Here is a 22,725-nt window from a genome sequence, read left to right on the forward strand (position 1 = left end):
GGCAGCTGGCTCCCGCAGCCCGCCGCATGGGCCGGCCTGAGCGTCGCCGCGCAGACCGGCGACCCCCACTCCACCCTCGAGCTCTACCGCGCGGCCCTCGAACTGCGCCGCGCCCTGCCGGGCCTCGGCGCCCCCGAGGCCGGGCCCCTGACCTGGCTCCCCGCGCCCGAGGGCGTCCTCCTCTTCACCCGCCCCGGCTTCGCCTGCACCCTCAACACCCGGCCCGCCCCGCTCGAACTTCCCGCCCCCGGGCGCCCCGTACTCTCCAGCGCTCCGGTGGAGACGGACGGCAGGACCGTGCGGCTGCCCTCGGACTCGTGCACTTGGTGGGCTTTGTAGCGTGCGACCGGTACAGTCCAATCCCGTGACCGCACGGCTAGCCGACATCGCAGCCCAGGCGGGGGTCAGCGAAGCCACAGTCAGCCGCGTGCTCAACGGCAAGCCCGGTGTGGCCGCAGGCACCCGTGAATCCGTGCTGGCCGCCCTCGACGTGCTCGGCTACGAACGCCCCGTACGACTGCGCCAGCGCAGCGCGGGACTCGTCGGGCTGATAACCCCCGAGCTCGACAACCCCATCTTCCCGGCGCTCGCCCAGGTCATCGGCCAGGCGCTGACCCGGCAGGGGTACACGCCGGTGCTGGCCACGCAGACGCCCGGCGGGTCCACCGAGGACGAGCTGACCGAGATGCTCGTCGACCGCGGGGTCTCCGGGATCATCTTCGTCTCCGGACTGCACGCGGACACCACGGCCGACATGGGCCGCTACGACCAACTCCGCGGGCAGGGCGTTCCGTACGTCCTCATCAACGGGTTCTCCGACAAGGTGCAGGCCCCCTTCGTCTCCCCCGACGACCGCGCCGCCATGCAGCTCGCGGTCACCCACCTGACCGCGCTCGGGCACACCCGGATCGGACTGGCCGTCGGACCCAAGCGGTTCGTGCCCGTCCTGCGCAAGATCGAGGGCTTCCGGCTCGGCATGAAGGAGCGGCTCGGACTCGCCGAGGACGAGATCGAGGAGCTCGTCCAGCACTCCCTCTACACGCTGGAGGGCGGCCAGGCCGCCGCGTCCGCGCTCATCTCGCGGGGCTGCACGGCGGTGGTGTGCGCGAGCGACATGATGGCGCTCGGCGCGATCCGGGCGGCCCGGCAGCAGGGGCTCCGGGTGCCGCAGGACGTCTCGGTCGTGGGCTTCGACGACTCCCCGCTCATAGCGTTCACGGATCCGCCGCTGACCACGATCCGCCAGCCCGTCCAGGCCATGGGCCAGGCGGCCGTCCGGACCCTGCTGGAGGAGATCGGCGGGACGCCGGCACCGCACAGCGAGTTCGTCTTCCTGCCCGAGCTGGTGGTCCGCGGGTCGACCGCGTCGGGGCCGCAGCAGGGCCGGGGCCCCGCCCGCCCCTGATCGCAGACCCCTAGGGACACAAGGGCTCCGCTCGTCCACGAGGGGGAGATGCTGCGCCCAAGACCGTCCCAAGGGATGATCGGAGGCGAGTACGCCATCTGGCAGACTCTTTCCCTATGGGTGAAGCGAGCGTGAAGACACTGGATACCCGGACGGACCTCTCGTCACCTGTCGTGGCCGAGGGCGCGAACCGCCCGGAGTCTTCCGAGCGTGCCCGGTTCTCCCGGATGCGCGTTCCGCGGCGGCCCCGGCTCTGGTTCGAGATCCTGCTCATCGCGGTCAGCTACTGGACGTATTCGCTGATCCGCAACGCCGTGCCGGAGCAGAAGGCGGCCGCGCTCGCGAACGCCGACTGGATCTGGAAGGTGGAGCGGGCGCTCGGCATCGCCGTGGAGGAGAAGGTCAATCACGCGGTCAATTCGGTGACCTGGCTCGTGGTGGGCATGAACTACTACTACGCCACGCTCCACTTCGTCGTGACCATCGGCGTGCTGGTCTGGATCTACCGCTTCCATCCCGGGCGTTACGCGGCGACGCGGCTCGTCCTCTTCGCCACCACGGGCGTGGCCCTGGTCGGCTACTACTTCTACCCGCTCGCGCCGCCCCGGCTGATGAACGGGCACGACTTCGTCGACACCGTGCTGGTCCACCACACCTGGGGGTCCATGGCCTCCGGCAACCTCAAGCACATGTCGAACCAGTACGCGGCCATGCCCTCCATGCACATAGGGTGGTCGCTCTGGTGCGGGCTGACGATCTTCGCGGTCGCCTCCGCCCCCTGGGCCCGGATCCTGGGCCTGCTCTACCCGACGACGACGCTGATCGTGATCGTGTCCACCGCCAACCACTTCTGGCTCGACGCCGCGGGCGGCATGCTCTGCCTGGCCTTCGGCTTCGCCGTCTCCCGCGCCTGGTACGGGTCCCTCCCGCACCGGCTGCCGCGGCGGCCCGAGGACACCGGCCGCCACCCGGTGGCGACGGCCGTGCTGAACCACCCGGCGCTGAGCCGCTTCAAGCGCTGAGCCGCTCAGGGCGCTGAGGCCCGGGGCCCCCGGGCCACGCGGAGCCGTCCACGGGCCGGGCCTCCCTCTTGCGGGCCTTCCCGTGCCAGGAGGCCCCCCGCGGAACCTCAGCCCGCCCTGTGGGTGATCCGCCCGCCCGACATCGTGAGCCGGACCGGAGCCCCGGCCAGCTCGTCCGCCGGAGCCTCCACCGGATCCAGCCCGAAGGCCGTCAGATCGGCCCGGAAGCCGGGCGCGATCCGGCCCGCCACCCGCTCCTCCCCCGCCGCCAGCGCGGCGTGCGAGGTCATGCCCTCCAGGGCCATCAGCCCGGTCAGCGCCGCCCCCGTCCCCGCCGGCGTACCCGCCGAGGCCGCACCGCGCGGGCTGCGGGCCACGGCCAGTACCCGGCGGGCGTCGTAGGGGGCGATCGGCCAGTCCGAGCCCAGGGCCAGGACCGCACCGGCCTCGCGCAGGTCCCGGCACCGCCAGGCGCGGCCCGCCCGTTCCTCCCCCAGCCGCCTGGACCACTCGTCGCTCTGGTCGGCCCGGGTGTACGCGGTGTGCGGCGGCTGCATCGAGGCGATCACCCCGAGCTCCGCGAACCGCTTCAGCTGGCCGTCGGGGACCGTCTCGATGTGCTCGATCCGGTGCCGCATCCGGGCCTGCGCGCCCAGCGAGGCCACGGTGTCCAGGACGTGCCGGACGGCCGCGTCGCCGATGGCGTGGGTCGCGGTGCGGACCCCGGCCGCGTCGAGGACCCGCAGCGCCCCGGCGTAGGCCTGCGGGTCCGGCCAGAAGGCCTCCGTGCCCTGGCCGTGGCAGTCGGCGTGCTCCAGCCAGGCGGTGCCTCCCTCGACGGTGCCGTCCATGAAGAACTTCACGCCGCCGACCCGCCAGTGGCGGCCGCCGAGCAGCTGGGTCTCGATCAGCTCCTCCAGCTCGTCGGGGCCCGCGCCCGGCATGCACCACGGCGACAGGTTCAGCCGCAGCGCCAGATCGCCCTCGTACTCCACGGTCGCGAGCAGGGCCGGTACGTCCCCGGCCCCGAGATCCATGACGTGGGCGCCCGTCAGCCCGGTGGCGGCCATGTCGGAGAGCAGCCGGGTGAGCCGGACCCGGCGCTCGGCGTACGCGGGCTTCGGCGCGAGGGAGCCCACCAGGTCCATCGCGGCCTGCTCGATCAGGTGGCCCGTGGGCCGCCCGGCGCCGTCGCAGACGATCTCGGAACGCTGGGCGAAGGCGCGCGGGCCGGTGATCCCGGCGGCGGCCAGGGCCGCGCCGGAGGCCAGGGCGGAGTGGCCGTCGTAGAGGCGCAGGAAGGCGGGGGCGCCGTCGAGGACGTCCTCGATCAGCGCCTTGTCGACGGGGCGGCCGCCGAAGGCGTTGTGCTCGAGGCCGTAGCCGAGGATCCAGCCGCCGGGGCCGCGGGCGGCCGTACGCAGGGCGGTGCGGAGCCGGTCCAGGTCGGTGACGGCGGAGAGGTCCGTACCGGTGGCCATCTCGATGCCCCAGACGGGGTGGCTGTGGGCGTCGGTGAGTCCGGGGGTGAGGGTGGCTCCGTCGAGGCCGGTCACCACGGTGCCGGGGCCGCGCCAGTCGCGTACGTCGGCCTCGTCGCCGACGGCCACGATCGTGCCGCCGAGGACGGCTACCGCGCGGGCCTCGGGGCGGGCGGGGTCGAGGGTGCGGACGCGGGCTCCGGTGAGGACGGTGTCGGCAGCGGGCACGGCGCTTCTCCTTCGGGGGTACCGGTGGTACCGGAAGTGTCGGTGACGTCGGTGGTGTGGGGTACGGGTCGTGTCGGAGGTGTCGGAGGTGTCGGGGAGGTCGGAGGCTTCCTCCGGTCACGCGCCGCGTGCCGAGTGGCGTGACAATGGGGTGAGGAACGCGTCTGCCGTTGCGGAGAGGCGGGACGTCATCGTGGCGTACATAGCCGTGACCGCCCTGAGTCATGTCGGGCTGGTCCGCGAGCACAACGAGGACAGCCTGGTCGTCGGACCGTGGACACTGTGCGGGACCACGACCACGAGCCCCCAGACGCTTCTGTTCCCCCTCGGCAGACCGCTCGTCGTCGCGGTCGCCGACGGGCTGGGCGGCCAGCCGGCCGGCGAGGTCGCCAGCGAGCTGGTCGTCCGCGAGCTCTCCCTGCTCGGCCCTTCGCTGGACGGCGCCCGAGCCGTCGAGAACGCCCTGGACCTCTGCAATCACGCGGTGTTCTCGGCCACGGCGGGCCGCCCGGAGCTGACGGCCATGGGGACCACGGTGGCCGGGACCCTCGTCCTGGAGGATTCGCTGCTGGTGTTCAACGTGGGCGACAGCAAGGTGTTCCACGCGGCCCCGGACGGGCTGCGCCAGGTCAGCGTGGACGACAGCCCACTGCCGGAGCCGGGTCAGCGCACCACGTCGGCCGTGACGCAGACGCTGGGCGGACGGCGCGGGCACAGCACCGTCACGCCCCATGTGGCGACCCTCCCGCTGTCCACGGGCGACCGCTATCTGCTGTGCAGCGACGGGCTGACCGACCCGGTGCCGGACGAGGCCGTCGACGAGCTGTTGCGGATGTACGACGACGGAAAGGCGGCCTACGAGCTGTGGAAGGCCGCCATCGAGGCCGGGGGTCCCGACAACATCACCCTCGCGCTGGTACGCATCGGCGCGTGACGCCGACCGCCTCGCGGGCCGGGGAAAGGACGACCCGGCCCGGCCACGCCGCCGGCCCCCTCCCCCGGTCGGGTGCATACGATCAACTCGACTGGCTCGTAGGCCCATAGTCCCTGCCGACCGGCTCCCCGGTACGGGTCGCGGCCGTGGAACCCGCACCGGCGCAGGACCCCGAACCCGACCGGGACCCCGGTCCGGGCTCCGGCGCCCGGCCCGCGACCGAGGCCGCCTGACCCCCGGCCGCGATCCCGTGAGGAATTCGACCGCCCCGCGGGGCAACCGAATCCGGGCGGGTGGTGGTCAAGGGGGCGAAGGAGGTGCCCATGCAAGCCGAGGAAGAAGCCCACTTCCACTCGTTCGTCGCCGCGCGCTGGACCCATCTGGTGCGGACCGCGTACCTGTTGACGGGCGATCCGCACGACGCGGAGGACGTGACCCAGGCCGCGCTCGCGAAGGCGTACCGGTCGTGGCGGCGCGTGGCGCGCATGGACAGCCCCGAGGCGTACGTCCGCCGGATGCTGGTCACGTGCAACAGCGACCGGTTCCGCAAGCGCCGGGTCGCCGAGCGGCTGACGGCCAGCGTGCCGGACACCTCGGTGCGCGACAACGCCGTGGCGTGGGCCGACGAACGCAGCGTGCTGATGGAGGCATTGGCCCAACTGCCCGCCCGCCAGCGGGCGGTGGTGGTGATGCGGTACTGGGAGGACCTCTCCGAGGCCGAGACCGCCGACGTCCTGGGGTGCTCCCAGGGCACCGTCAAGAGCCAGGCGTCCAAGGCCCTGGTGAAACTGCGGGCCTGGCCCGGACTGGACCGGATCGCGACGAGGAACGAGGGGGCGGCCGCGTGAACGGGCAGGGCAGCGAACGGGGCGACGGGCAGCGCGACGGGCGGGGCAGCGGGCGGGCCGAGGGGCTCGGCCGCCTTCACGGGGGCCCGCGGGGCGACGAGTTCGAGGGGGACCTGCGCGAGTGGATGGCCCGGGGCGCCGAGGGCGTGCGGCCGGCCGCCGCACCGTACCCGGAGATCGTCCGGCAGGGCCGCGCGGCGCGCCGGCGCCGGCTGGCGGTGGCCGGGGCCGCCCTGTTCGTGCTCGCCGTCGTACCGGCCACGACACTCGCCTTCGCCGGCTACGGCGCCGGCGACGACGGCCCGGCCGAGCGGGTGTCCGTGGCGGGCGACGGACCGGGACCGAGCACGGCCCCGCCGTCCCCCCAGCCGCCCCCTGGACCGGCCGCACCCGCGACCCCCGGGCAGCTCACCGACGGGATCACCCTCCAGGAGGCGGCCGCCGGGCTCGAGAAGTGCCTCGCCTACGACCGGCAGCACTCCGCCGAACTGCCGTACGTCCGGCCCGATCCGGGCAGGGCCGCCGAATACCGGATCCTGCTCGCGCTCCGCAGCCCCGGCAACGACAACTCGCCGGGTGAGGGCCAGTTCATCGTCGCCGTCAAGGACGCTCCTTCGCCGGCCCGGATCATCTGCGGGATCAAGGAGGGCGAGGCGAGCAGCCTGAACACCTCCACCGGCGCGGGCTCGGATCCGGTGCCGTGGCCGGTCGCCCCCGACATCAACGGGGGCAAGCTCTATCTGCAGCGGATGCGCTCCGAGGGCGCCTGGCAGCTGCCGTACCGCTGGGGCAGCATCGGCACCGTCACCCCCGACGTGGCCCGGGTCACCGTCGGATACGGCGGCGCCACGGTCGAAGCCGCCCTCGACCGCGGCTGGTTCGCCGCCACCGGCGTCCTGGACCGGGCCGTCACCGAGGCCCCGCGGATCAAGGGCTACGACGCCCAGGGCAAGCAGGTCTACGACTCCACCCAGGACAAGGGCTACGACAAGACCATCCCGTAGCCCGGACGGGCGCGTGGGACCTCGCCGCCGTACAGGGGTCGGCGGCGAGGTCCCGGGCGTCGCACAGGCGTCGGGCAGGGGCCGTACGGGCGTCGCACCGCGGCGCCCGCGAGGCCTACGCGCCGTAGAACAGCTCGTCCACCACGGCCCGGGCGCGGCGGGTGATGCGCCGGTAGTCGTCGAGCATTTCGCCGACCCGCCCCGGGGCGTAGCCGAGGTAGCGGCCGACCGCCGCCAGTTCGCGGGCGTCGGAGGGGAACGTGTCCCCGGCGCGGCCGCGGACCAGCATCACGGCGTTGCGGACCCGGGTGGCCAGTACCCAGGCCTCGTCGAGGATCTGCGCCTCCTCGGTCGGGATCAGCCCGGCCGCGTGGGCGGCGGCCAGGGCCCTTCGGGTCCGGGTCGTGCGCAGGCCCGGTTCGGCCCACGCGTGCCGCATCTGGAGCAGTTGGACGGTCCACTCCACGTCGCTGAGCCCGCCGCGGCCGAGTTTGGCGTGCAGGGTCGGGTCGGCGCCGCGGGGCAGGCGTTCGGATTCCATCCGGGCCTTGAGCCGGCGGATCTCGCGGGTCGCGTCGTCCCCGAGGCCCTCCATCGGGTAGCGCAGCGGGTCGACGAGCTCGATGAACCGGGCCCCGAGCTCGGCGTCGCCCGCGACGGGTTCGGCACGCAGCAGCGCCTGGGACTCCCAGGTGAGGGACCAGCGGCGGTAGTAGGCGGCGTAGGAGGGAAGGGTGCGCACCAGCGGGCCGGAGCGGCCTTCGGGGCGCAGGTCGGCGTCGATGAGCAGCGGCGGGTCGGCGGTGGGCAGCTGGAGGAGCCTGCGCATCTCGGCGATGACGGCCTGGGCGGCCTTCGCGGCCACCTCTTCCTCGACCCCCTCGCGGGGTTCGTGGACGAACAGGACGTCCGCGTCGGAGCCGTAGCCGAGCTCGTGGCCGCCGAAGCGGCCGACACCGATGATCGCGAAGCGGGTGGGCAGGGTGTCCCCCCACTGCCCCTGGACGGCGGCGCGCAGGGCGCCGGCGACGGTGGCGGCGGTGAGGTCGGAGAGGGCGTCGCCGACCCGGTCGACCAGGGCTCCGTGGTCCTCCTCGGCCGGGTTGTCCTCCGTACCGTAGGAGCCGATGATGTCGGCGGCGGTGGTGCGGAACAGCTCGCGGCGGCGGACTCCGCGGACGGCGGCCACGCCCGCTTCGGGGGTCGCGGCGCGGCCTACGGCGGCGAGCACCTCCTGTTCGAGGGCCTCGTGGCTACGGGGTACCAGGCCTTCGGGGTCGCCGAGCAGGGCGACGGCCTCGGGTGCGCGCATCAGCAGGTCGGGGGCGAGGCGGCCGGCGGACAGGACGCGGGCGAGGTTCTCGGCGGCGGCGCCCTCGTCGCGCAGGAGCCGCAGGTACCAGGGGGTCTTGCCGAGGGCGTCGGAGACCTTGCGGAAGCCGAGCAGGCCGGCGTCCGGGTCGGCGGAGTCGGCGAACCAGCCGAGGAGGACCGGCAGCAGGGTGCGCTGGATGGCGGCCTTGCGCGTGACGCCGGAGGCGAGGGCTTCGAGGTGGCGCAGGGCGGCGACCGGGTCGGCGTACCCGAGGGCTTCGAGGCGCTGGCCGGCGGCTCGGGGGGAGAGCCGGGTCTCGCCGGGGGCGAGCTGGGCGACGGCGTCGAGGAGCGGGCGGTAGAAGAGCTTCTCGTGGAGGCGGCGGACGACGGAGGCGTGCCGGCGCCAGGCCTTGTTGAGCTCGGCGACGGGTTCGGTGCGCAGGCCCATGGAGCGGCCGAGGCGGCGCAGGTCGGCCTCGTCCTCGGGGACGAGGTGGGTGCGGCGCAGCCGGTAGAGCTGGATGCGGTGTTCCATGGCGCGCAGGAACCGGTACGCGTCGTGCAGTTGGGCGGCGTCGGCGCGCCCGACGTAGCCGCCGGCGGCCAGCGCGTGCAGGGCGTCGAGGGTGCTGCCGGAGTGCAGGGTGGCGTCGGACCGGCCGTGGACGAGCTGGAGGAGCTGGACGGCGAACTCGACGTCGCGCAGGCCGCCGGGGCCGAGTTTCAGTTCGCGGTCGACCTGTGCGGCCGGGATGTTGTCGACGACGCGGCGGCGCATCTTCTGGACGTCGGCGACGAAGTTCTCGCGCTCGGCGGCCTGCCAGACGAGGGGGGTTATGGCTTCGACGTACTCGGCGCCGAGCCTTTCGTCGCCGGCGACGGCGCGGGCCTTGAGGAGGGCCTGGAACTCCCAGGTCTTGGCCCAGCGCTGGTAGTAGGCGAGGTGGGAGGCGAGGGTGCGGACGAGCGGACCGTTCCTCCCCTCGGGGCGGAGGTTGGCGTCGACGGGCCAGATGGTGCCTTCGACGGTGGTCTCGGAGCAGATCCGCATGAGGTGGGAGGCGAGACGGGTGGCGGCCTGGACGGCCTTGCCCTCGTCGGTGCCGGGGGTGGCGTCGCCCACGAAGATGACGTCGACGTCCGAGACGTAGTTCAGTTCGTGGCCGCCGCACTTCCCCATGGCGATGACGGCGAGCCGGCAGGCGGCCGCGTCCTCGGGGGCGGCGGCGCCGGCGATGCGCAGGGCCGCGCGCAGCGTGGCGGTGGCGAGGTCGGCGAGCTCGGCGGCGGCCTGGGCCACGTCGGTGGTGCCGCAGACGTCGCGGGCGGCGATGGAGAGCAGGCAGCGGCGGTAGGCGATGCGCAGGGCGACGGGGTCGTGGGCGCCGGCCAGGCCCTGTTCGAACTCGGGGAGTCCGGGGTGCAGGTCGGCGGCCTCGTAGGTGACGAGGGCCTGCCAGTCCCGGGGGTGGCGGGCGAGGTGGTCGGCGAGCGCCTCGGAGGCGCCGAGCACGCCGAGGAGGCGGTCGCGGAGCGGTTTGGCGCTGACGAGGGTGTCGAGGAGCAGGGGCCGCTCGTCGTCGCTCTGCGCCTCGGCGAGCCGGACGAGCCCGAGGAGGGCGAGGTCGGGGTCCGCGGTGGCGCCGAGGGCGTCGAGGAGGACCGGGTCGTGGCGGACGGTGGCCAGCGCCTCGGAGTCGAGCAGCCGGGTGGCGGCGGAGAGGTCGATGAAGCCGCTGCGCAGCAGCCGGCTGAAGGTACTGCTCCTGCGTCCCGGGACTGTCATCCCGCCGCCTCCCGCGTACGTCGGCTGCCTCTGCCCTGGCCGGGCGCTTCGCGGCTCCGTGGCCGCCGGGGGCCCGGTGGTCGCGGCGCGGTCCGTGATCGCCCGGGGGAAGCCTAGCCGGAGCAGGCGTTCGACTCACCGGGACGGGTGCGGGCCCGGGCACCGGGACGTGGCGGGCGGGGCGGGCGGGGCGGCCCCGGGCGGCCCCTCGAGGGGGCGTTCCGGGGTGTACCGGCGGACGAACGGCGTCCACATGTCGGTCACATACGCACACGAAACACGCACAATACACCACCAAAGAGGGTCACTTCCGGAAATCAGAAGTCATCGGCCGACCGAGTGAACCAAGTTGCCCGTATTGACCTCTCATTGACTGACCGACACTGACCGGCCGCCCCGACCCCGCGGCTGATCGGCGGTCCTCTCTTCCGCCGGAACGACCCCGAGGCGTAAACCGATGCCCGTATCCCGCCGCCGCTTCCTCCTCGCCACCGTGCTCCCGATGCTCACCGTCGGAGTCACCGGCGTGCTCGCCGTGGCCTCCGGCCAGCAGACGGCCGCCGAAGGCAACCCCGGAACGGACCCGACGGCCGCCCTGCCCGCGAGCACCACCGCCGGATCGGTCCTCCAGATCGTCGCCCACCCCGACGACGACCTGTTCTTCATGAACCCGGACCTCAGCCGCTCCCTGCTGAGCGGCACCCCGCTCACCACGCTGTACCTCACCTCGGGCGAGGCGGACGGCCGCAACGAGGCCGGCGGCGGCGCGGCCAAGGACCCGGAGCAGCCCGCCGACCGCGGCCACTACTCGGAGGCCCGGCAGAACGGCATACGCTCCGCCTACGCCCAGATGGCCACCGGCGAGCGCACCAGCGCGTGGCGTCGCACGGTCATACCGACGGCGGGCGGCGGCCAGGCCGAGCTCGACGTCCTCGTCGCCAAGCCGAACGTGAACCTGGTCTGGCTGCAGATGCGCGAGTCCCGCGCCCCCGTCGCGGACACGCCGGACAGCCTGCGCGGCCTCTGGTACGGCCGGATACCGGCGCTCGTGCCCCAGCTCGCCACCGGCACCCCCGTCAAGCAGGGGCACACGTACACCAAGGACCAGGTCATCGCGGCGATAGCCGCGGTCCTGGAGCGGTACCGGCCGACGACGATACGGATGCAGGACCCGACGCCGGGGCGGTACGCCGAGACCGGCAGGTACACCGATCACCAGGACCACATGTACGGGGCCCGGTTCGCGCAGGCCGGCGCGGCCTCGTACGCCGCGCGGGTCCCGGTCGGGGAGCGGCCCCACTTCGCCGTCCAGAGCTACCTGGGCTACCACAACGGCACCCTGCCGCACTCGCTGGACCCGCAGACCGCCGAGACGAAGACCGGCTTCCTCAAGACGTACGCCTGGCACGACAAGCAGAACTACTGCGGGTCCCCCTCCGGCTGCGGCGACCGCAAGGTCGCGGGCAGCCCGACCGGCCACAACTGGGCCCAGTCGCTGCGCTACGCCCGCGCCGACAACGCCTCCTGGCTGGCCCAGGGCACGCCCGGGCGGCTGTACGCCTTCGCCGTCCTCGACGGCCAGATGGCCGTCTGGAACCGCGGGGCCGGCACCGGCCCCGGCGCCGCCTGGCAGGGCCCGGCCCTGCTGCCGGGCACCGGCATCGACCCGGGCGCCACCACCACCCGCTACCCCGACGGGCGCGTCGCGGTCCTCGCCACCCGCACCGTCTTCGGCGAACAGCCGCAGGACTACCGTCGCGAGATCGTCTACACCGCCCAGTCCGAGCCCGGCGGACCCTTCGGGGAGTGGGTCTCGCTCGGCACCCCCGAGACCAGCGACGAGGACGGCACCTCCTCGATCAGCGCACCCTCCGCGGCCGCCGACCGGGACGGCCGGCTGACCGTGTACGTCCGCGACGCGCGCCGCACCCTGCGCGCCCGCGTCCAGCAGCCCTCGGGCAGCTTCGGCGACTGGCAGTCCCTCGGCGGCGCGGACCTGCAGAGCGACCCCGTGACGGCCACCGACTCGGCCGGGCGGCGCCACGTCTACGCCGCGACCACCCAGTCCGTGCTCGCCTGGATCCAGCCCGCCCCGGACGCCCCGCTGGCCGGGCCCTTCCCGACCGGGCTGCCGGCCACCACCGTGCCCCTCACCGTGGCCCAGGAGGGCGCGGGCGTCCGCCTCTTCTTCCGGCGTCCCGATTCGGGCGTCGTGCGCACCGCCCTGGTCACGGCGGGCGCCGGCAGCGCGAAGCCGGCCGTCTCCAGCATCACGGAAGCCGGCGGCCGGGCCGGCTACGGCGCGATCGGCGTGGCCGGCCGCCTCCTGTCGGGCCGCGCCGACTCGGGCACCGTCAGCACGACGGGCCTCGGCGGGCCGCCGGCCTGGACGGAGTCCGGGATGCTCTTCGCGGGCGCCCCGGCGGGCACCGTGGAACAGGGCGGCGCCACCACGACGGCGGTCCTCGGCCTGGACGCGGAACTCCACGTCACCACGGCCCACCCCACCCAGGCCCGCCCGGTCTGGCACCGCGCGGTCCCGCCGGCGTGACCCCGAGCACTCCGCACACCCCTCGCACCCGGCGCGCGAAGCCCGCCCCCGAGGTCGCGCCCCCGAGGTCCCGCCCCCGCCCGGTACCGGGAGCGGGACCTCACCCGTCGCCTCCCGTGAGGAGCTCCAGGACGTGGGCCGCGGTCCAGTTGCCGGCCGCGCCGGGGCAGGCGGACAGGTAGTCGGCGATGTCCGGCTCCTCCCACGGCCCCGATTCCAGCAAGCCGCCGGCCAGGTACCGCAGGTACGCGGCCGACGGCATGAGCGGCTCGACGTCCCGGAGGGTCCAGGGGGCGGTGAAGGTCAGCAAGGGGATGCCCTCGACCGTCCCCGGACAGATCAGCGTCTCGTAGCGCCCCGGCCCCAACGCGTCGCGTCCCCGGCGCAGGACCGTGGTCAGGTCCAGGTCAGCGCCCGGCTCCTCGTACATCTCCTGTGCGGCGATGTCCGACAGCTGACCCGGGGTCACGAGGTGGGCCCGCACCCGCATGCGGCCGGGCGCCGTCGGATCGTAGAAACCCCTGCCGCCGGTCCACACCGGGGACTCGGTGGCGAAGTAGAGCCGCCCCTCGAGCTCGACGGCGACCGACCGCTCCGGCGCCCGCCGGTCGCGGCAGCCTGGATAGGCGCGGGCCGCACCGGGCGGTGTCCCACCGGCGAGGTAGGCGGCCAGCCGGTCCATGTGCATGTTGGAGCCGTACGCCGCGTACCAGACGCGCTCGGGGGCGCCGTGAGCCTCGGCTTCGGCTTCGGCGGCGAGAGGAACCACGGTGTGGACGACCATGCTCTGTTCCTCGCGTGAGACGGCTCCGGGCCCGCGGGTGCTTGCTGATCCACGTAGGTCTCACCACGCCCGCCGCTGGTCAACCATACGGGCGCGGTCTTCCCGGAGCCGGTAGCAGCACAGCGCTCCCCCGCTCGGCGGCGCAGCGAGTACGTACGGGGCTCCACCACGCCCCGGATGCGCCTTCCTGACGCCACGTCACCCAAATAGTCGCTTTTCCTTATTTCCAGACTATTGCTGCGAAATATGCGGGAAAGCTCTCACCTGATGATCCATCACCACCTCTGGCGCGGAGCAGGTCTGCGTTTCCCGCCCGGGGTGGGCCCGCGTGTCGGCACAGGCAGCGGGCCGGCGGCCCTGACCAGCGACAAGAAAGGTCCTGCTATGGCAGCGGATGTCATCCGGACGGCTCCACCCCCCACAAGCCTTCAACGCGATCTGCTCAGACGGGGGGCCTTCGCCCTGCTCCCCGCAGTACTCCTGGCCTCGGTCGCCCTCACCCCGAGCCTCGCTCACGCCGCGGAAGCCCCCGTGGGGCTGGGGACCGCCACCAGTTACGCGGTCCTGGCCGGTTCGACGATCACCAACACGAACCCCACCATCATCAACGGCGACCTGGGGCTCTATCCGGGCACCTCGGTGACCGGTTTCCCGCCCGGCATCGTCAACGGAGTGCAGCGCGTGGCTCCCAACGCCGCCGCCGGTCAGGCGAAGTCCGACCTCGTCGTCGCCTACGACGACGCGGCGGGCCGGGGGCCCGGAGCCGTGCTCGCTTCGTCCGAGATCGGCGGCCTGACACTGGCACCCGGCGTCTACACGGCCCCGTCGTTCATTCAACTCACCGGAACGGTGACTCTCGACGGCCAGAACGACCCCAACTCCGTCTTCATCTTCAGGATCCCCTCAACACTGAACACGGCTCCCGCGAGTACCGTGGCCTTCATCAACGGAGCAAATGCCTGCAACGTGTTCTGGCAGGTGGGCAGCTCCGCCACCCTCGACACGACCACCCAGTTCAAGGGCACGATCCTGGCGCTGGAGTCCATCTCGCTGAACAACAGCGCCGTGATCGAAGGTCGCGCCCTGGCGCGCAACGGCGCGGTCACCCTGGACAACAACACCATCACGAGGCCGACCTGCGCCGTTGGCCCGACCGGGCCGACCGGGCCGACGGGTTCGCCAGGACCTACGGGATCCCCCGGGCCCACGGGTTCGCCCGGCCCCACGGGATCCCCCGGGCCTACCGGTTCGACCGGCCCGACGGGTGGGCCCGGACCTACGGGTGCGCCCGGCCCGACGGGATCTCCCGGGCCCAGCGGCAGCCCCGGCGCACCCGGACCCACCGGTTCCGCCGGCCCGACCGGTGCGCCCGGCCCGACCGGCGCCCCCGGACCTACGGGATCCCCCGGACCCAGCGGCAGCCCCGGCGCACCCGGACCCACCGGTTCCGCCGGACCCGCCGGCCCCGCGGGACCTGCTGGGCCCGCCGGACCTGCTGGACCCGCAGGGCCCAAGGGGCCTCGCGGCGACAAGGGTGAAAAGGGTGAAAAGGGCGACTCGGGCGACCACGGTCATCACGGCCACCACGAAGGCCACGAAGGCCACGAAGGCGAACACGGCCACGGTCACGACGACCACGGCGACGACGGCGGCGACGACGACCACGACCACGGCGGGGACGACGAGGGCGAGGAGGGGCACGGTCACGACGACCACGACGAGGGCAAGCCGGGCCACGGTCACGACGACCACGACCAGGGCAAGCCGGGCCACGGTCACGACGACCACGACCAGGGCAAGCCCCCGTGGGCCGGCTTCCTGCCGGGCGGCTTCGACGACGCTTTGGGCCACGCGCTTCCCGGCCGCACGGCCAAGAGCGTCAACTTCGCCCCGGTGAGCGCCACCGTCGATCGGCAGCCGAAGGGGGCTTCGCCCGATCTCGCCGCCACCGGCGCGAGCGGCAGCGGGACCGGGACCGGCATCCTGGCCGCGTCCGCGGCCGCGCTGGTGTTCCTCGGTAGCTCGGCCCTCTTCGCGATGAAGAGGACCCGCCGAGGTACGACGACTCGACAGGACTAGCCGCCACAGGCGGGCGTGACGGCCTCACGCCTCTGACCGAACGGTGCCGAAAGATCCGAGCCCCCGGACACGTCGTCCGGGGGCTCGGTCCTCGATGCCGGGACGCCTACCGCTCGGCGTTCAGGGGCCCGGCCCAGACCGCGTGCGGGCGTCTCGCGAGAAGTCCGTACCCACGTACCCCTGGATGGCGTCGTTGATGAAATGCAGGGTGCTCCCCGGGCTCAGCGCCTGCGCTTGCAGGTGTGCGTACATATCGCTGTACGTCTGCACGTCGGATCGTTTCTCCAGATAGAGATCGCTGGCGAATCTTTCCAAATACACCACGCTCACGTCGGCGACGTCGGCGAACTCGAGCAGCGCGAACTGTCCCGAGACACCCGGGTGCGCCCCCACGTCGTGAGGAAGGACCTGCACGGTGATGTTCGGCTGGGCTCCGAGGTGGGTCAGATGCTCCAGCTGCTCGCGCATGACCTCTCGGCTCCCTGCGACGCGCCGCAGTACCGATTCGTCCAGCACGGCCCACAAGCGCAGCGGCTTGCCCCGGACGTCCAGTCGGCGCTGGCGCCGCAGCCGTACCTGGAGGCGTGTGGCGACTTCGTCGGCTGCGCCCTGAGGGATCGTTCCTGCGATGACCGCCCGGGCGTAGGCGGGAGTTTGCAGCAGGCCGGGGATCACGAGGGGCTCGTAGCATCGGATCGCCGCGGCCTCGGCTTCCAGGCCGATGTAGGCGCCGTACGGGATGTCGCCGTAGGCATCCCACCAGCCCTGCTGCCCCGATTCCCGGGCCAGCTCCATCAGATGGTCGACGAGCCGTCGGTCCTGGACTCCGTACAGCCCGCAGAGATCGCGTACGTCGCGCGGCTTGATGAGGCGACGGCCGTTCTCCATGAGGCTGATCTTGGGCTGGGAGATCAGCAGGCTCTCCGCCACCTGCGGCGTGGTCATGCCCCTCATCTCCCGGAGCCGACGGAGCTCCGATCCCAACCGGCGCCTGCTGACGGTGGGATTGAAATCGACACCCACGGGCCGTGTACCTCCGAATCAAAAAACTTGCGACGGCCAGCAGATTGTCACGGCCGGGGCCGGCGTCCCCCGTCTTTTTCGGCGTGTCGTTCAGGGTTGCACAAGCCGCGTCAAGAACGACTTTGGATTGATATGACTTCCTCCCGCCTTCGAGTTTTCTGCGCAATATGCCGGTCCGTACATACGGCCGCCCGGGGCGCTTGAGACGACTCAGGGCCGGCGGCTGCATGCCGTCGGCCCTGAGTGTGGATCCGGCCCCGAAGGCCGCCTGAACTGCTGTTACAGCACGGGCATCATCTTGCGGAGTTCGAAGGCCGTGACCTCGCTGCGGTATTCCTCCCACTCCTGCTTCTTGTTGCGGAGGAAGAAGTCGAAGACGTGTTCGCCGAGGGTTTCGGCGACCAGTTCGCTGCGCTCCATCAGGGAGATGGCCTCGCCGAGGTTCTGCGGGAGGGGTTCGATGCCCATCGCGCGGCGTTCCGCGTCGGAGAGGGCCCAGACGTCGTCGTCGGCGCCGGCCGGGAGTTCGTACCCCTCCTCGATGCCCTTCAGGCCGGCGGCCAGGAGGACGGCGTACGTGAGGTACGGGTTGGCGCCGGAGTCGATCGAGCGGACCTCGACGCGCGAGGAGCCGGTCTTGCCCGGCTTGTACATCGGGACGCGGATCAGGGCCGAACGGTTGTTGTGGCCCCAGCAGATGTACGAGGGGGCCTCGCCGCCGGCGCCGGCGCTGCGGGAGGAGCCGCCCCAGATGCGCTTGTAGGAGTTGACCCACTGGTTGGTGACCGCGGCCGTCTCCGCCGCGTGCTTCAGCAGGCCCGCGATGAAGGAGCGGCCGACCTTCGAGAGCTGGTACTCGGCGCCCGACTCGTAGAAGGCGTTGCGGTCGCCCTCGAAGAGGGAGAGGTGGGTGTGCATGCCCGAACCGGGGTACTCCGAGAAGGGCTTGGGCATGAAGGTCGCCTGGACGCCCTGTTCGAGGGCCACCTGCTTCATGACCAGGCGGAACGTCATGATGTTGTCGGCCGTCGAGAGGGCGTCGGCGTAGCGGAGGTCGATCTCCTGCTGGCCCGGCGCGCCCTCGTGGTGGCTGAACTCGACCGAGATGCCCATGGATTCCAGCATCGTGATCGCCTGGCGGCGGAAGTCCATGCCGACGTTCTGGGGAGTGTGGTCGAAATAGCCGGAGTTGTCCGCCGGGACCGGGCGGGTTCCGTCGAGCGGCTTGTCCTTCAGCAGGAAGAACTCGATCTCGGGGTGGGTGTAGAAGGTGAACCCGAGGTCGGAGGTCTTGTTCAGGATGCGCTTGAGGACGTAGCGCGGGTCCGCGTAGGACGGCGAGCCGTCCGGCATGAGGATGTCGCAGAACATCCGGGCGGTACCGGGTGCCTCCGCACGCCACGGCAGTATCTGGAAGGTGCTCGGGTCCGGCTTGGCGATCATGTCGGACTCGTAGACCCGCGCGAACCCCTCGATCGCCGAGCCGTCGAAGCCGATGCCCTCGTCGAATGCCTGCTCCAGCTCCGCCGGCGCGACCGCGACGGACTTGAGGAAGCCCAGTACGTCGGTGAACCACAGGCGCACGAAGCGGATGTCGCGCTCCTCGAGTGTCCGGAGGACGAATTCCTGCTGCTTGTCCATACTTCATCCTCGCAGTTCAGACGGGCTGTGCACCACCGCTCCGGGGACCGGGCGCACATCCGGGGCACAGTCGGGACGGCCCAGTATCCCCAGCCGTGGTTTCCGCCAGATTACGCACCTCGCAAAGCCTGCGGCACCCCCGCACTGACCTTGGGCCCGTCATGAGCATTACCATCTGCGCCCATGGGGGGCCGGAAGCACGCGGAGCGGATACACCAGGGACGCCTCCGGCGTCCGCTGCCTCGGCGTGCCGTCCTCCTGATGGCCTTCGGGGTACTGGCCGGCGCGGTGTTCCTGTGCGCACGGCCCGGCACGCAGCACGTGGCCGCGGGGCATGCGGCCGCGGGGCATGCGGCCGCCGGTCACCCGGCCGCCCGGCACGCGGCCGGACCCGCCGGGAGCGCGGCCTCCGTCTTCTGCGTGTCGCCGCACGACCTGCCCGGCTGTTCCCCGTTCTCGCACGTGACCCCGGGCGTCCTGCCCGGGCCGCCACCCGCCGCGGCGCCGGCGGGCGGCGAGCCCGTACCCGCCGGACGCCCCGCGCACGCGGGGCGGCAGCAGCCGCTCGAGGCGCTCGCGCGCGGCCCCGACCTGTACGCCCTCCGGGTGCTGCGGACCTGACCGTCCCGGCTCCGGCCCGTACGCGCGTATCTCCTCCACCCCCCTCAGCAGAAGGAACCAGGGCACATGGGCAGCAGGCAGTCCGACAACCACTCCCGTCAGGCGCGCATAGCCGACATGCGCCGCGCCGACCGGGTGCGCGACCGGCGCAACAAGGCCATCGCCATCACCGTCTCGGCGGCCGTCGTCACCGGGCTGATCGGTTTCGGCGCGTGGGTGATGATCGACCAGCAGGACAAGAAGGACGCGAAGGTGGCGGCCGCCAAGGCCCCCGTCGACGGCGAGCAGACCTGGGACGCGGCGAAGCTGGGCCGCAAGCACGTCGACACGCCGGTGAAGTACGAGATGAACCCGCCCGTCGGCGGCGACCACAGCCCCCGCTGGATGAACTGCAACGGCGACGTCTACAAGAACCCGCTGCCCGAGGTGAACGCGGTGCACTCGCTGGAGCACGGCGCCGTGTGGGTGACGTACAGCGAGAAGGCCGACAAGGCCGACGTCGAGAAGCTCGCCGGGACCGTGGCCAAGACCCCGTACACGCTGATGAGCCCGGACAAGGAGCAGGCCGGAGCGATCATGCTCAGCGCGTGGGGCAAGCAGCTGACCGTGGACAAGGCGGACGACCCGCGCGTGGCGCAGTTCTTCACCAAGTACGTGCAGGGCCCGCAGACCCCCGAGCCGGGCGCGGCCTGCACGAACGGGCTGGCCGACAAGTGACCCGCCCGGCCCGTACGTACTGGGTCGCGGGCTCGGCCGTCGGCCTCGCGCTGCTCTTCGCGGTGGGGGCCACCGTCGCCGCCGCGAGCGCGGACGGCGACGGGACCGGGGCGGGCGGGTCCGCCGCCGGTACGTCCACCCGCGCGCCGGGGCTCCACTCGCCCGACGCGGGCTTCGCCCGGGACATGGCCGTCCACCACCAGCAGGCGGTGGAGATGTCCTTCATCGTGCGCGACCGGACGGCGGACGAGCCGGTACGCAGCCTCGCGTACGACATCGCCAACACGCAGGCCAACCAGCGCGGCATGCTGCTGGGCTGGCTGGACCTGTGGGGACTGCCGAAGGTGGTGGCCGGCGAGCCGCCGATGTCCTGGATGGGCACCGGCAGCCACGGCGGCGACGGCCACGGCACGCACGGCATGGAGGGGATGGAAGGGATGGAGGGCCACGACATGGGCGGGGTCGTCACCAAGCCCGGCGCCCTGATGCCCGGCATGGCCACCAAGGAGGACCTGGCCCGGCTCGGCTCCGCCGGGGGCCGGGACGCCGAGGTGCTCTACCTCCAGCTCATGACCGAGCACCACAAGGGCGGCGTCGCCATGGCCGGGGGGTGCGCGGCGCAGTGCCGCACCCCGGCCGAGCGGGCGCTCGCACAGGGCATGGTGGCGGCGCAGCAGTCGGAGCTCGCCCTGATGGCCGACATGCTGAGGCAGCGCGGGGCCGAGCCGGCGGCGCCGCAGGGCTGACCGGGCCGTACGGGCGGCCGCGCGTGCTCCGACGGGGCCGCGCGGTCCACCCGTACGGCGCGGCCCGTGTCACCCGTGCGGGGCCGCGTGGTCCGACCGGGTCAACGGGTCTCCTTCAGGGGAGGGGGCGCGCCTCCCGCTCCGTCTCCGATGCGTTCAGGACTGCCCGTGCCACGTCGTGCGGGCGGTCCAGCATGACCAGGTGGCCGGCCGGGTCCGCGACCTCGAAGCGGGCACCGATCCGGTCGGCCAGCTCCGCCTGGCGGGCCAGCCGGCGCAGGGCCGGGCCGCGCGCCGAGCCGTCGTATCCGGCCAGGACGGTGACGGGCACGTGCAGGGGGTGCGACGCACGCAGCGCCAGCACCTCGGCGGCCACGTCGAGATAGCGGGAGTTCTCCAGCAGGGCGCCGCGCCAGACCCGGCCCGTCCGGTAGCAGCGGCGTACGAGGTCCCGCGCGGCCGGGTCCGCGCGCCCCGAGCCAGCCCGACCGGCCCGGCCGCCCGGGCCGCCCCCGTCTCCCGGGCCGTCCCCGCCCCGGCCGTCCGAGCCGCGCGGGTCACCCGCTCCGCCGGACCCGTAGCCGTCGCCCGCGCGGGAGGCCCGTACGGCGGCCCGTCGGACCCGGGGGCCCAGCGCCGCGGGCAGCCCGGCGGCCGTCACGGCCAGGCCGAGCACGCGGGAGGCGCCGGTCCGCACGGCAGCGGGCAGCAGGGTGCGGGGCCGCTCCTCCACGCTGCTGTCGACCAGCACCACGGCCTCGGTGCGCTCCGGGTACAGGCGGGCGAAGGCCTCGGCGTGGAATCCGGCGATGGAGTGCCCGGCCACCGTGACGCGGGCGCCGCCCAGGCCCAGCGCGTCCAGCAGCCCGGCGATCCGGTCGGCCTCCCCGGCCGCGTCGGGCGGCCGGACGGCCGGGGCGCTCAGCCCGTGGCCCGGCCGGTCGAAGCGGACGACGGTACGGCCGGCGGCGACGAGCAGCCCGGCCACGGCGTCCCAGTCGAACCAGGCCATGGCCAGTCCGGCGCTGAGCACGACGGGCGGACCGCTGCCCTCGGTCACGACGTGCAGGGGGACGCCGTCGACGCGGAGGAACCGGTGGCGGCCCGGAGCGGCCGCGGGCGTCGAAGCCGGGCCGGAAGGCGAAGTCGAAGTCGGCAGCGACTGCGGCAGTGGAGGTGGTGTCACGTGCGGCGTTCCTTGTGGACGGAGTGGGCGAGCAGGCCCAGCCAGATCGCCACGAACAGCACCTGCAGCCGCTGCCCGGCGCCCAGGGCCCACGTGCCGTGCCCGGCGGTGAACATGGCGATGGCGGTCAGGGTCCAGGCGGTGGCGAGCAGTTCGAGCACGACGAGCGCGGGGCCGAAGCGGGCGAGCGGTGCGAGACGGCCGTAGCGGCGGGCGGCGACCGTGAGGGCGACTATCCCGACGAGCGCGCCCGTCATCGCGAGACTGCTGCTGACCGCATGGGCCTGATGGGTGGCGGGGACCAGGCCGGCGGTCTCCCGGGCCGCGCACTCGGGGTCCGCGGTCGGCGTGCAGCTCAGCGGCAGCCACGCGTCGGTGGCGGTGGCCGCCCCGAAGAGGGTGACTCCGGCCCAGCCCGCGACGGACCAGAAGCGACGGGACCCGGCGTCCCCGGCGAGGCGGGCCAGGGCCAGCAGCCCGCCGAGGAGGACGAGGAGGCCGGCGGTGAAGTCGGTGGCGCGGAACAGGCCGCCGAGCGGCTGGTCCTGGGCGGCGAGCTCGCTGACGTACGTCTCGATGGGGTTGAGGCCCGTGGACAGCACGACTTCGAGGACCCACGCGGTGTACGCGGCGGCGCCCAGGCCGATGAGAACGGCGACGGCGCGGGCACCGACGCGGCGTCCCGCGCCGGGGTCCGGAGCGGCACGGAAACCGTTCGCGGACTTCCAGGACTTCACGGGCTTCACGAGCGGGACTTTGGTGGACATAGTGTGACTAATCCTAAACACGGCGTGTGGGGGTCCGACGATCGGATACCCGTCCCGGGTAGGGTTTCGCGCATGACGCGCCCTGCCCCGCTTACCGAACGAGCGGCTGTCCGGTGGTCCCGGCTCCTGCTGCTCGCCGGGCTGCTGCTGGGCATCGTGACCATGCACACGCTGGGCCATCCGACACAGGCCCACGCCATGCAGGACGTACCGGCCGTCCATTTCGTTCCCCCGGCGGAACTCCCCGGACACCACGCTCCGGGTGCCGTCGCGGACCTCGCGGCCGGCTTCGGGGCGGACCGCACGGCCGGCCTCGCGGCGGACCTCGCGCCGGGCTCCGTGCCGGACGTGGCACTCACCGGAGCGCCCGGCCCCCGCACCGGCATGGACCCCATGTCGGTGTGCCTCGCCGTACTGGGCGCGCTCGTCCTCCTGTTCCTCGGAGCCGCACTGGCCGGCCCGGATCGTGCCACGCCGCTCGGGGGCGCGGCACGTGCGCCGGGCCGGTCCGGTGGTCCGGAGCCCCCACCACCCCGCGAACTCCTCACCCTGCTGGCGGTACGGCGCGTATAGGCGGGCTCCGTC

19 protein-coding genes are annotated in these 22,725 nt (G+C 73.3%); 12 read left to right on the forward strand and 7 right to left on the reverse strand.

Annotated features, from left to right (window positions below):
* From ABZY44_RS16105 to ABZY44_RS16115, 3 genes are all read left to right on the forward strand, one after another.
* On the forward strand, positions 1-339 hold a 339-nt coding region (locus ABZY44_RS16105), incomplete at its 5' end, for a DUF3459 domain-containing protein (RefSeq protein WP_356654100.1).
* Positions 340-364: 25 nt separating this feature from the next.
* Positions 365-1,405, forward strand: a complete 1,041-nt coding sequence (locus ABZY44_RS16110; RefSeq protein ID WP_356654102.1) for a LacI family DNA-binding transcriptional regulator — start codon at positions 365-367, stop codon at positions 1,403-1,405.
* 116 nt (positions 1,406-1,521) lie between these two features.
* A complete protein-coding gene (locus ABZY44_RS16115) occupies positions 1,522-2,427 on the forward strand; it encodes a phosphatase PAP2 family protein (RefSeq protein WP_356654104.1) in 906 nt (301 codons plus the stop codon).
* A gap of 107 nt (positions 2,428-2,534) precedes the next feature.
* On the opposite strand, the gene ABZY44_RS16120 is transcribed toward ABZY44_RS16115, so the two are convergent.
* On the reverse strand, positions 2,535-4,136 hold the full coding sequence (locus tag ABZY44_RS16120; RefSeq protein ID WP_356654106.1) for an amidohydrolase: 1,602 nt from the start codon (positions 4,134-4,136) through the stop codon (positions 2,535-2,537).
* A 193-nt stretch (positions 4,137-4,329) separates the two neighbouring features.
* Here ABZY44_RS16120 and ABZY44_RS16125 point away from each other — a divergent pair, with 193 nt between their 5' ends.
* The 3 genes from ABZY44_RS16125 (at position 4,330) to ABZY44_RS16135 (ending at position 6,922) form a co-directional block, all read left to right on the forward strand.
* Positions 4,330-5,070, forward strand: coding sequence for a protein phosphatase 2C domain-containing protein (locus tag ABZY44_RS16125; protein WP_356654108.1), 741 nt, complete (start codon positions 4,330-4,332; stop codon positions 5,068-5,070).
* A gap of 323 nt (positions 5,071-5,393) precedes the next feature.
* Entirely contained in the window at positions 5,394-5,918 is a 525-nt protein-coding gene (locus tag ABZY44_RS16130) for a SigE family RNA polymerase sigma factor (protein ID WP_356654110.1), read from the forward strand.
* The gene (locus ABZY44_RS16135) at positions 5,915-6,922 is read left to right on the forward strand and encodes a hypothetical protein (protein ID WP_356654112.1); all 1,008 of its coding nucleotides are present in this window, start codon (positions 5,915-5,917) and stop codon (positions 6,920-6,922) included. The genes ABZY44_RS16130 and ABZY44_RS16135 overlap by 4 nt, the downstream gene beginning before the upstream one ends.
* A gap of 115 nt (positions 6,923-7,037) precedes the next feature.
* Here ABZY44_RS16135 and ABZY44_RS16140 read toward each other — a convergent pair whose 3' ends face one another.
* The gene (locus ABZY44_RS16140) at positions 7,038-10,025 is read right to left on the reverse strand and encodes a bifunctional [glutamine synthetase] adenylyltransferase/[glutamine synthetase]-adenylyl-L-tyrosine phosphorylase (protein ID WP_356654114.1); all 2,988 of its coding nucleotides are present in this window, start codon (positions 10,023-10,025) and stop codon (positions 7,038-7,040) included.
* Positions 10,026-10,482: 457 nt separating this feature from the next.
* Between ABZY44_RS16140 and ABZY44_RS16145 the strand changes: the two genes are divergently transcribed.
* Entirely contained in the window at positions 10,483-12,576 is a 2,094-nt protein-coding gene (locus tag ABZY44_RS16145) for a PIG-L family deacetylase (RefSeq protein ID WP_356654116.1), read from the forward strand.
* A gap of 100 nt (positions 12,577-12,676) precedes the next feature.
* Here the strand turns inward: ABZY44_RS16145 and ABZY44_RS16150 are convergent, their stop codons facing one another.
* Positions 12,677-13,360 carry a histone deacetylase gene (locus ABZY44_RS16150; protein WP_356654118.1) on the reverse strand — a complete coding sequence of 228 codons (684 nt, stop codon included), beginning with the start codon at positions 13,358-13,360 and terminating at the stop codon, positions 12,677-12,679.
* Positions 13,361-13,891: 531 nt separating this feature from the next.
* On the opposite strand from ABZY44_RS16150, the gene ABZY44_RS16155 reads away from it, so the two are divergent.
* The gene (locus tag ABZY44_RS16155) at positions 13,892-15,439 is read left to right on the forward strand and encodes an ice-binding family protein (RefSeq protein WP_356654120.1); all 1,548 of its coding nucleotides are present in this window, start codon (positions 13,892-13,894) and stop codon (positions 15,437-15,439) included.
* Positions 15,440-15,559: 120 nt separating this feature from the next.
* Here the strand turns inward: ABZY44_RS16155 and ABZY44_RS16160 are convergent, their stop codons facing one another.
* Together ABZY44_RS16160 and glnA are read right to left on the reverse strand one after the other, a co-directional pair.
* A complete protein-coding gene (locus tag ABZY44_RS16160; protein WP_356654122.1) occupies positions 15,560-16,462 on the reverse strand; it encodes a helix-turn-helix transcriptional regulator in 903 nt (300 codons plus the stop codon).
* Positions 16,463-16,741: 279 nt separating this feature from the next.
* Entirely contained in the window at positions 16,742-18,103 is a 1,362-nt protein-coding gene (gene glnA, locus ABZY44_RS16165; RefSeq protein ID WP_356654124.1) for a type I glutamate--ammonia ligase, read from the reverse strand.
* Positions 18,104-18,364: 261 nt separating this feature from the next.
* Here glnA and ABZY44_RS16170 point away from each other — a divergent pair, with 261 nt between their 5' ends.
* The 3 genes from ABZY44_RS16170 (at position 18,365) to ABZY44_RS16180 (ending at position 20,187) form a co-directional block, all read left to right on the forward strand.
* Positions 18,365-18,724 (forward strand): hypothetical protein, encoded by a 360-nt coding sequence (locus ABZY44_RS16170; RefSeq protein ID WP_356654126.1) that lies wholly within the window; start codon positions 18,365-18,367, stop codon positions 18,722-18,724.
* Positions 18,725-18,790: 66 nt separating this feature from the next.
* A complete protein-coding gene (locus ABZY44_RS16175; protein ID WP_356654128.1) occupies positions 18,791-19,441 on the forward strand; it encodes a DUF3105 domain-containing protein in 651 nt (216 codons plus the stop codon).
* Entirely contained in the window at positions 19,438-20,187 is a 750-nt protein-coding gene (locus tag ABZY44_RS16180; RefSeq protein WP_356654130.1) for a DUF305 domain-containing protein, read from the forward strand. Before ABZY44_RS16175 ends, ABZY44_RS16180 begins: the two co-directional genes overlap by 4 nt.
* 115 nt (positions 20,188-20,302) lie before the next feature.
* Here the strand turns inward: ABZY44_RS16180 and ABZY44_RS16185 are convergent, their stop codons facing one another.
* Both ABZY44_RS16185 and ABZY44_RS16190 read right to left on the reverse strand, forming a co-directional pair.
* Positions 20,303-21,256 (reverse strand): alpha/beta hydrolase, encoded by a 954-nt coding sequence (locus ABZY44_RS16185; RefSeq protein ID WP_356654230.1) that lies wholly within the window; start codon positions 21,254-21,256, stop codon positions 20,303-20,305.
* Positions 21,257-21,369: 113 nt separating this feature from the next.
* Positions 21,370-22,140, reverse strand: a complete 771-nt coding sequence (locus ABZY44_RS16190; protein ID WP_356654132.1) for a DUF998 domain-containing protein — start codon at positions 22,138-22,140, stop codon at positions 21,370-21,372.
* 72 nt (positions 22,141-22,212) lie between these two features.
* Here ABZY44_RS16190 and ABZY44_RS16195 point away from each other — a divergent pair, with 72 nt between their 5' ends.
* Entirely contained in the window at positions 22,213-22,713 is a 501-nt protein-coding gene (locus ABZY44_RS16195) for a hypothetical protein (protein ID WP_356654134.1), read from the forward strand.
* The last annotated feature ends 12 nt before the right edge of the window (positions 22,714-22,725 follow it).

The sequence above is a fragment of the Streptomyces sp. NPDC006544 genome (assembly GCF_040611715.1).
Lineage (GTDB): Bacteria > Actinomycetota > Actinomycetes > Streptomycetales > Streptomycetaceae > Streptomyces.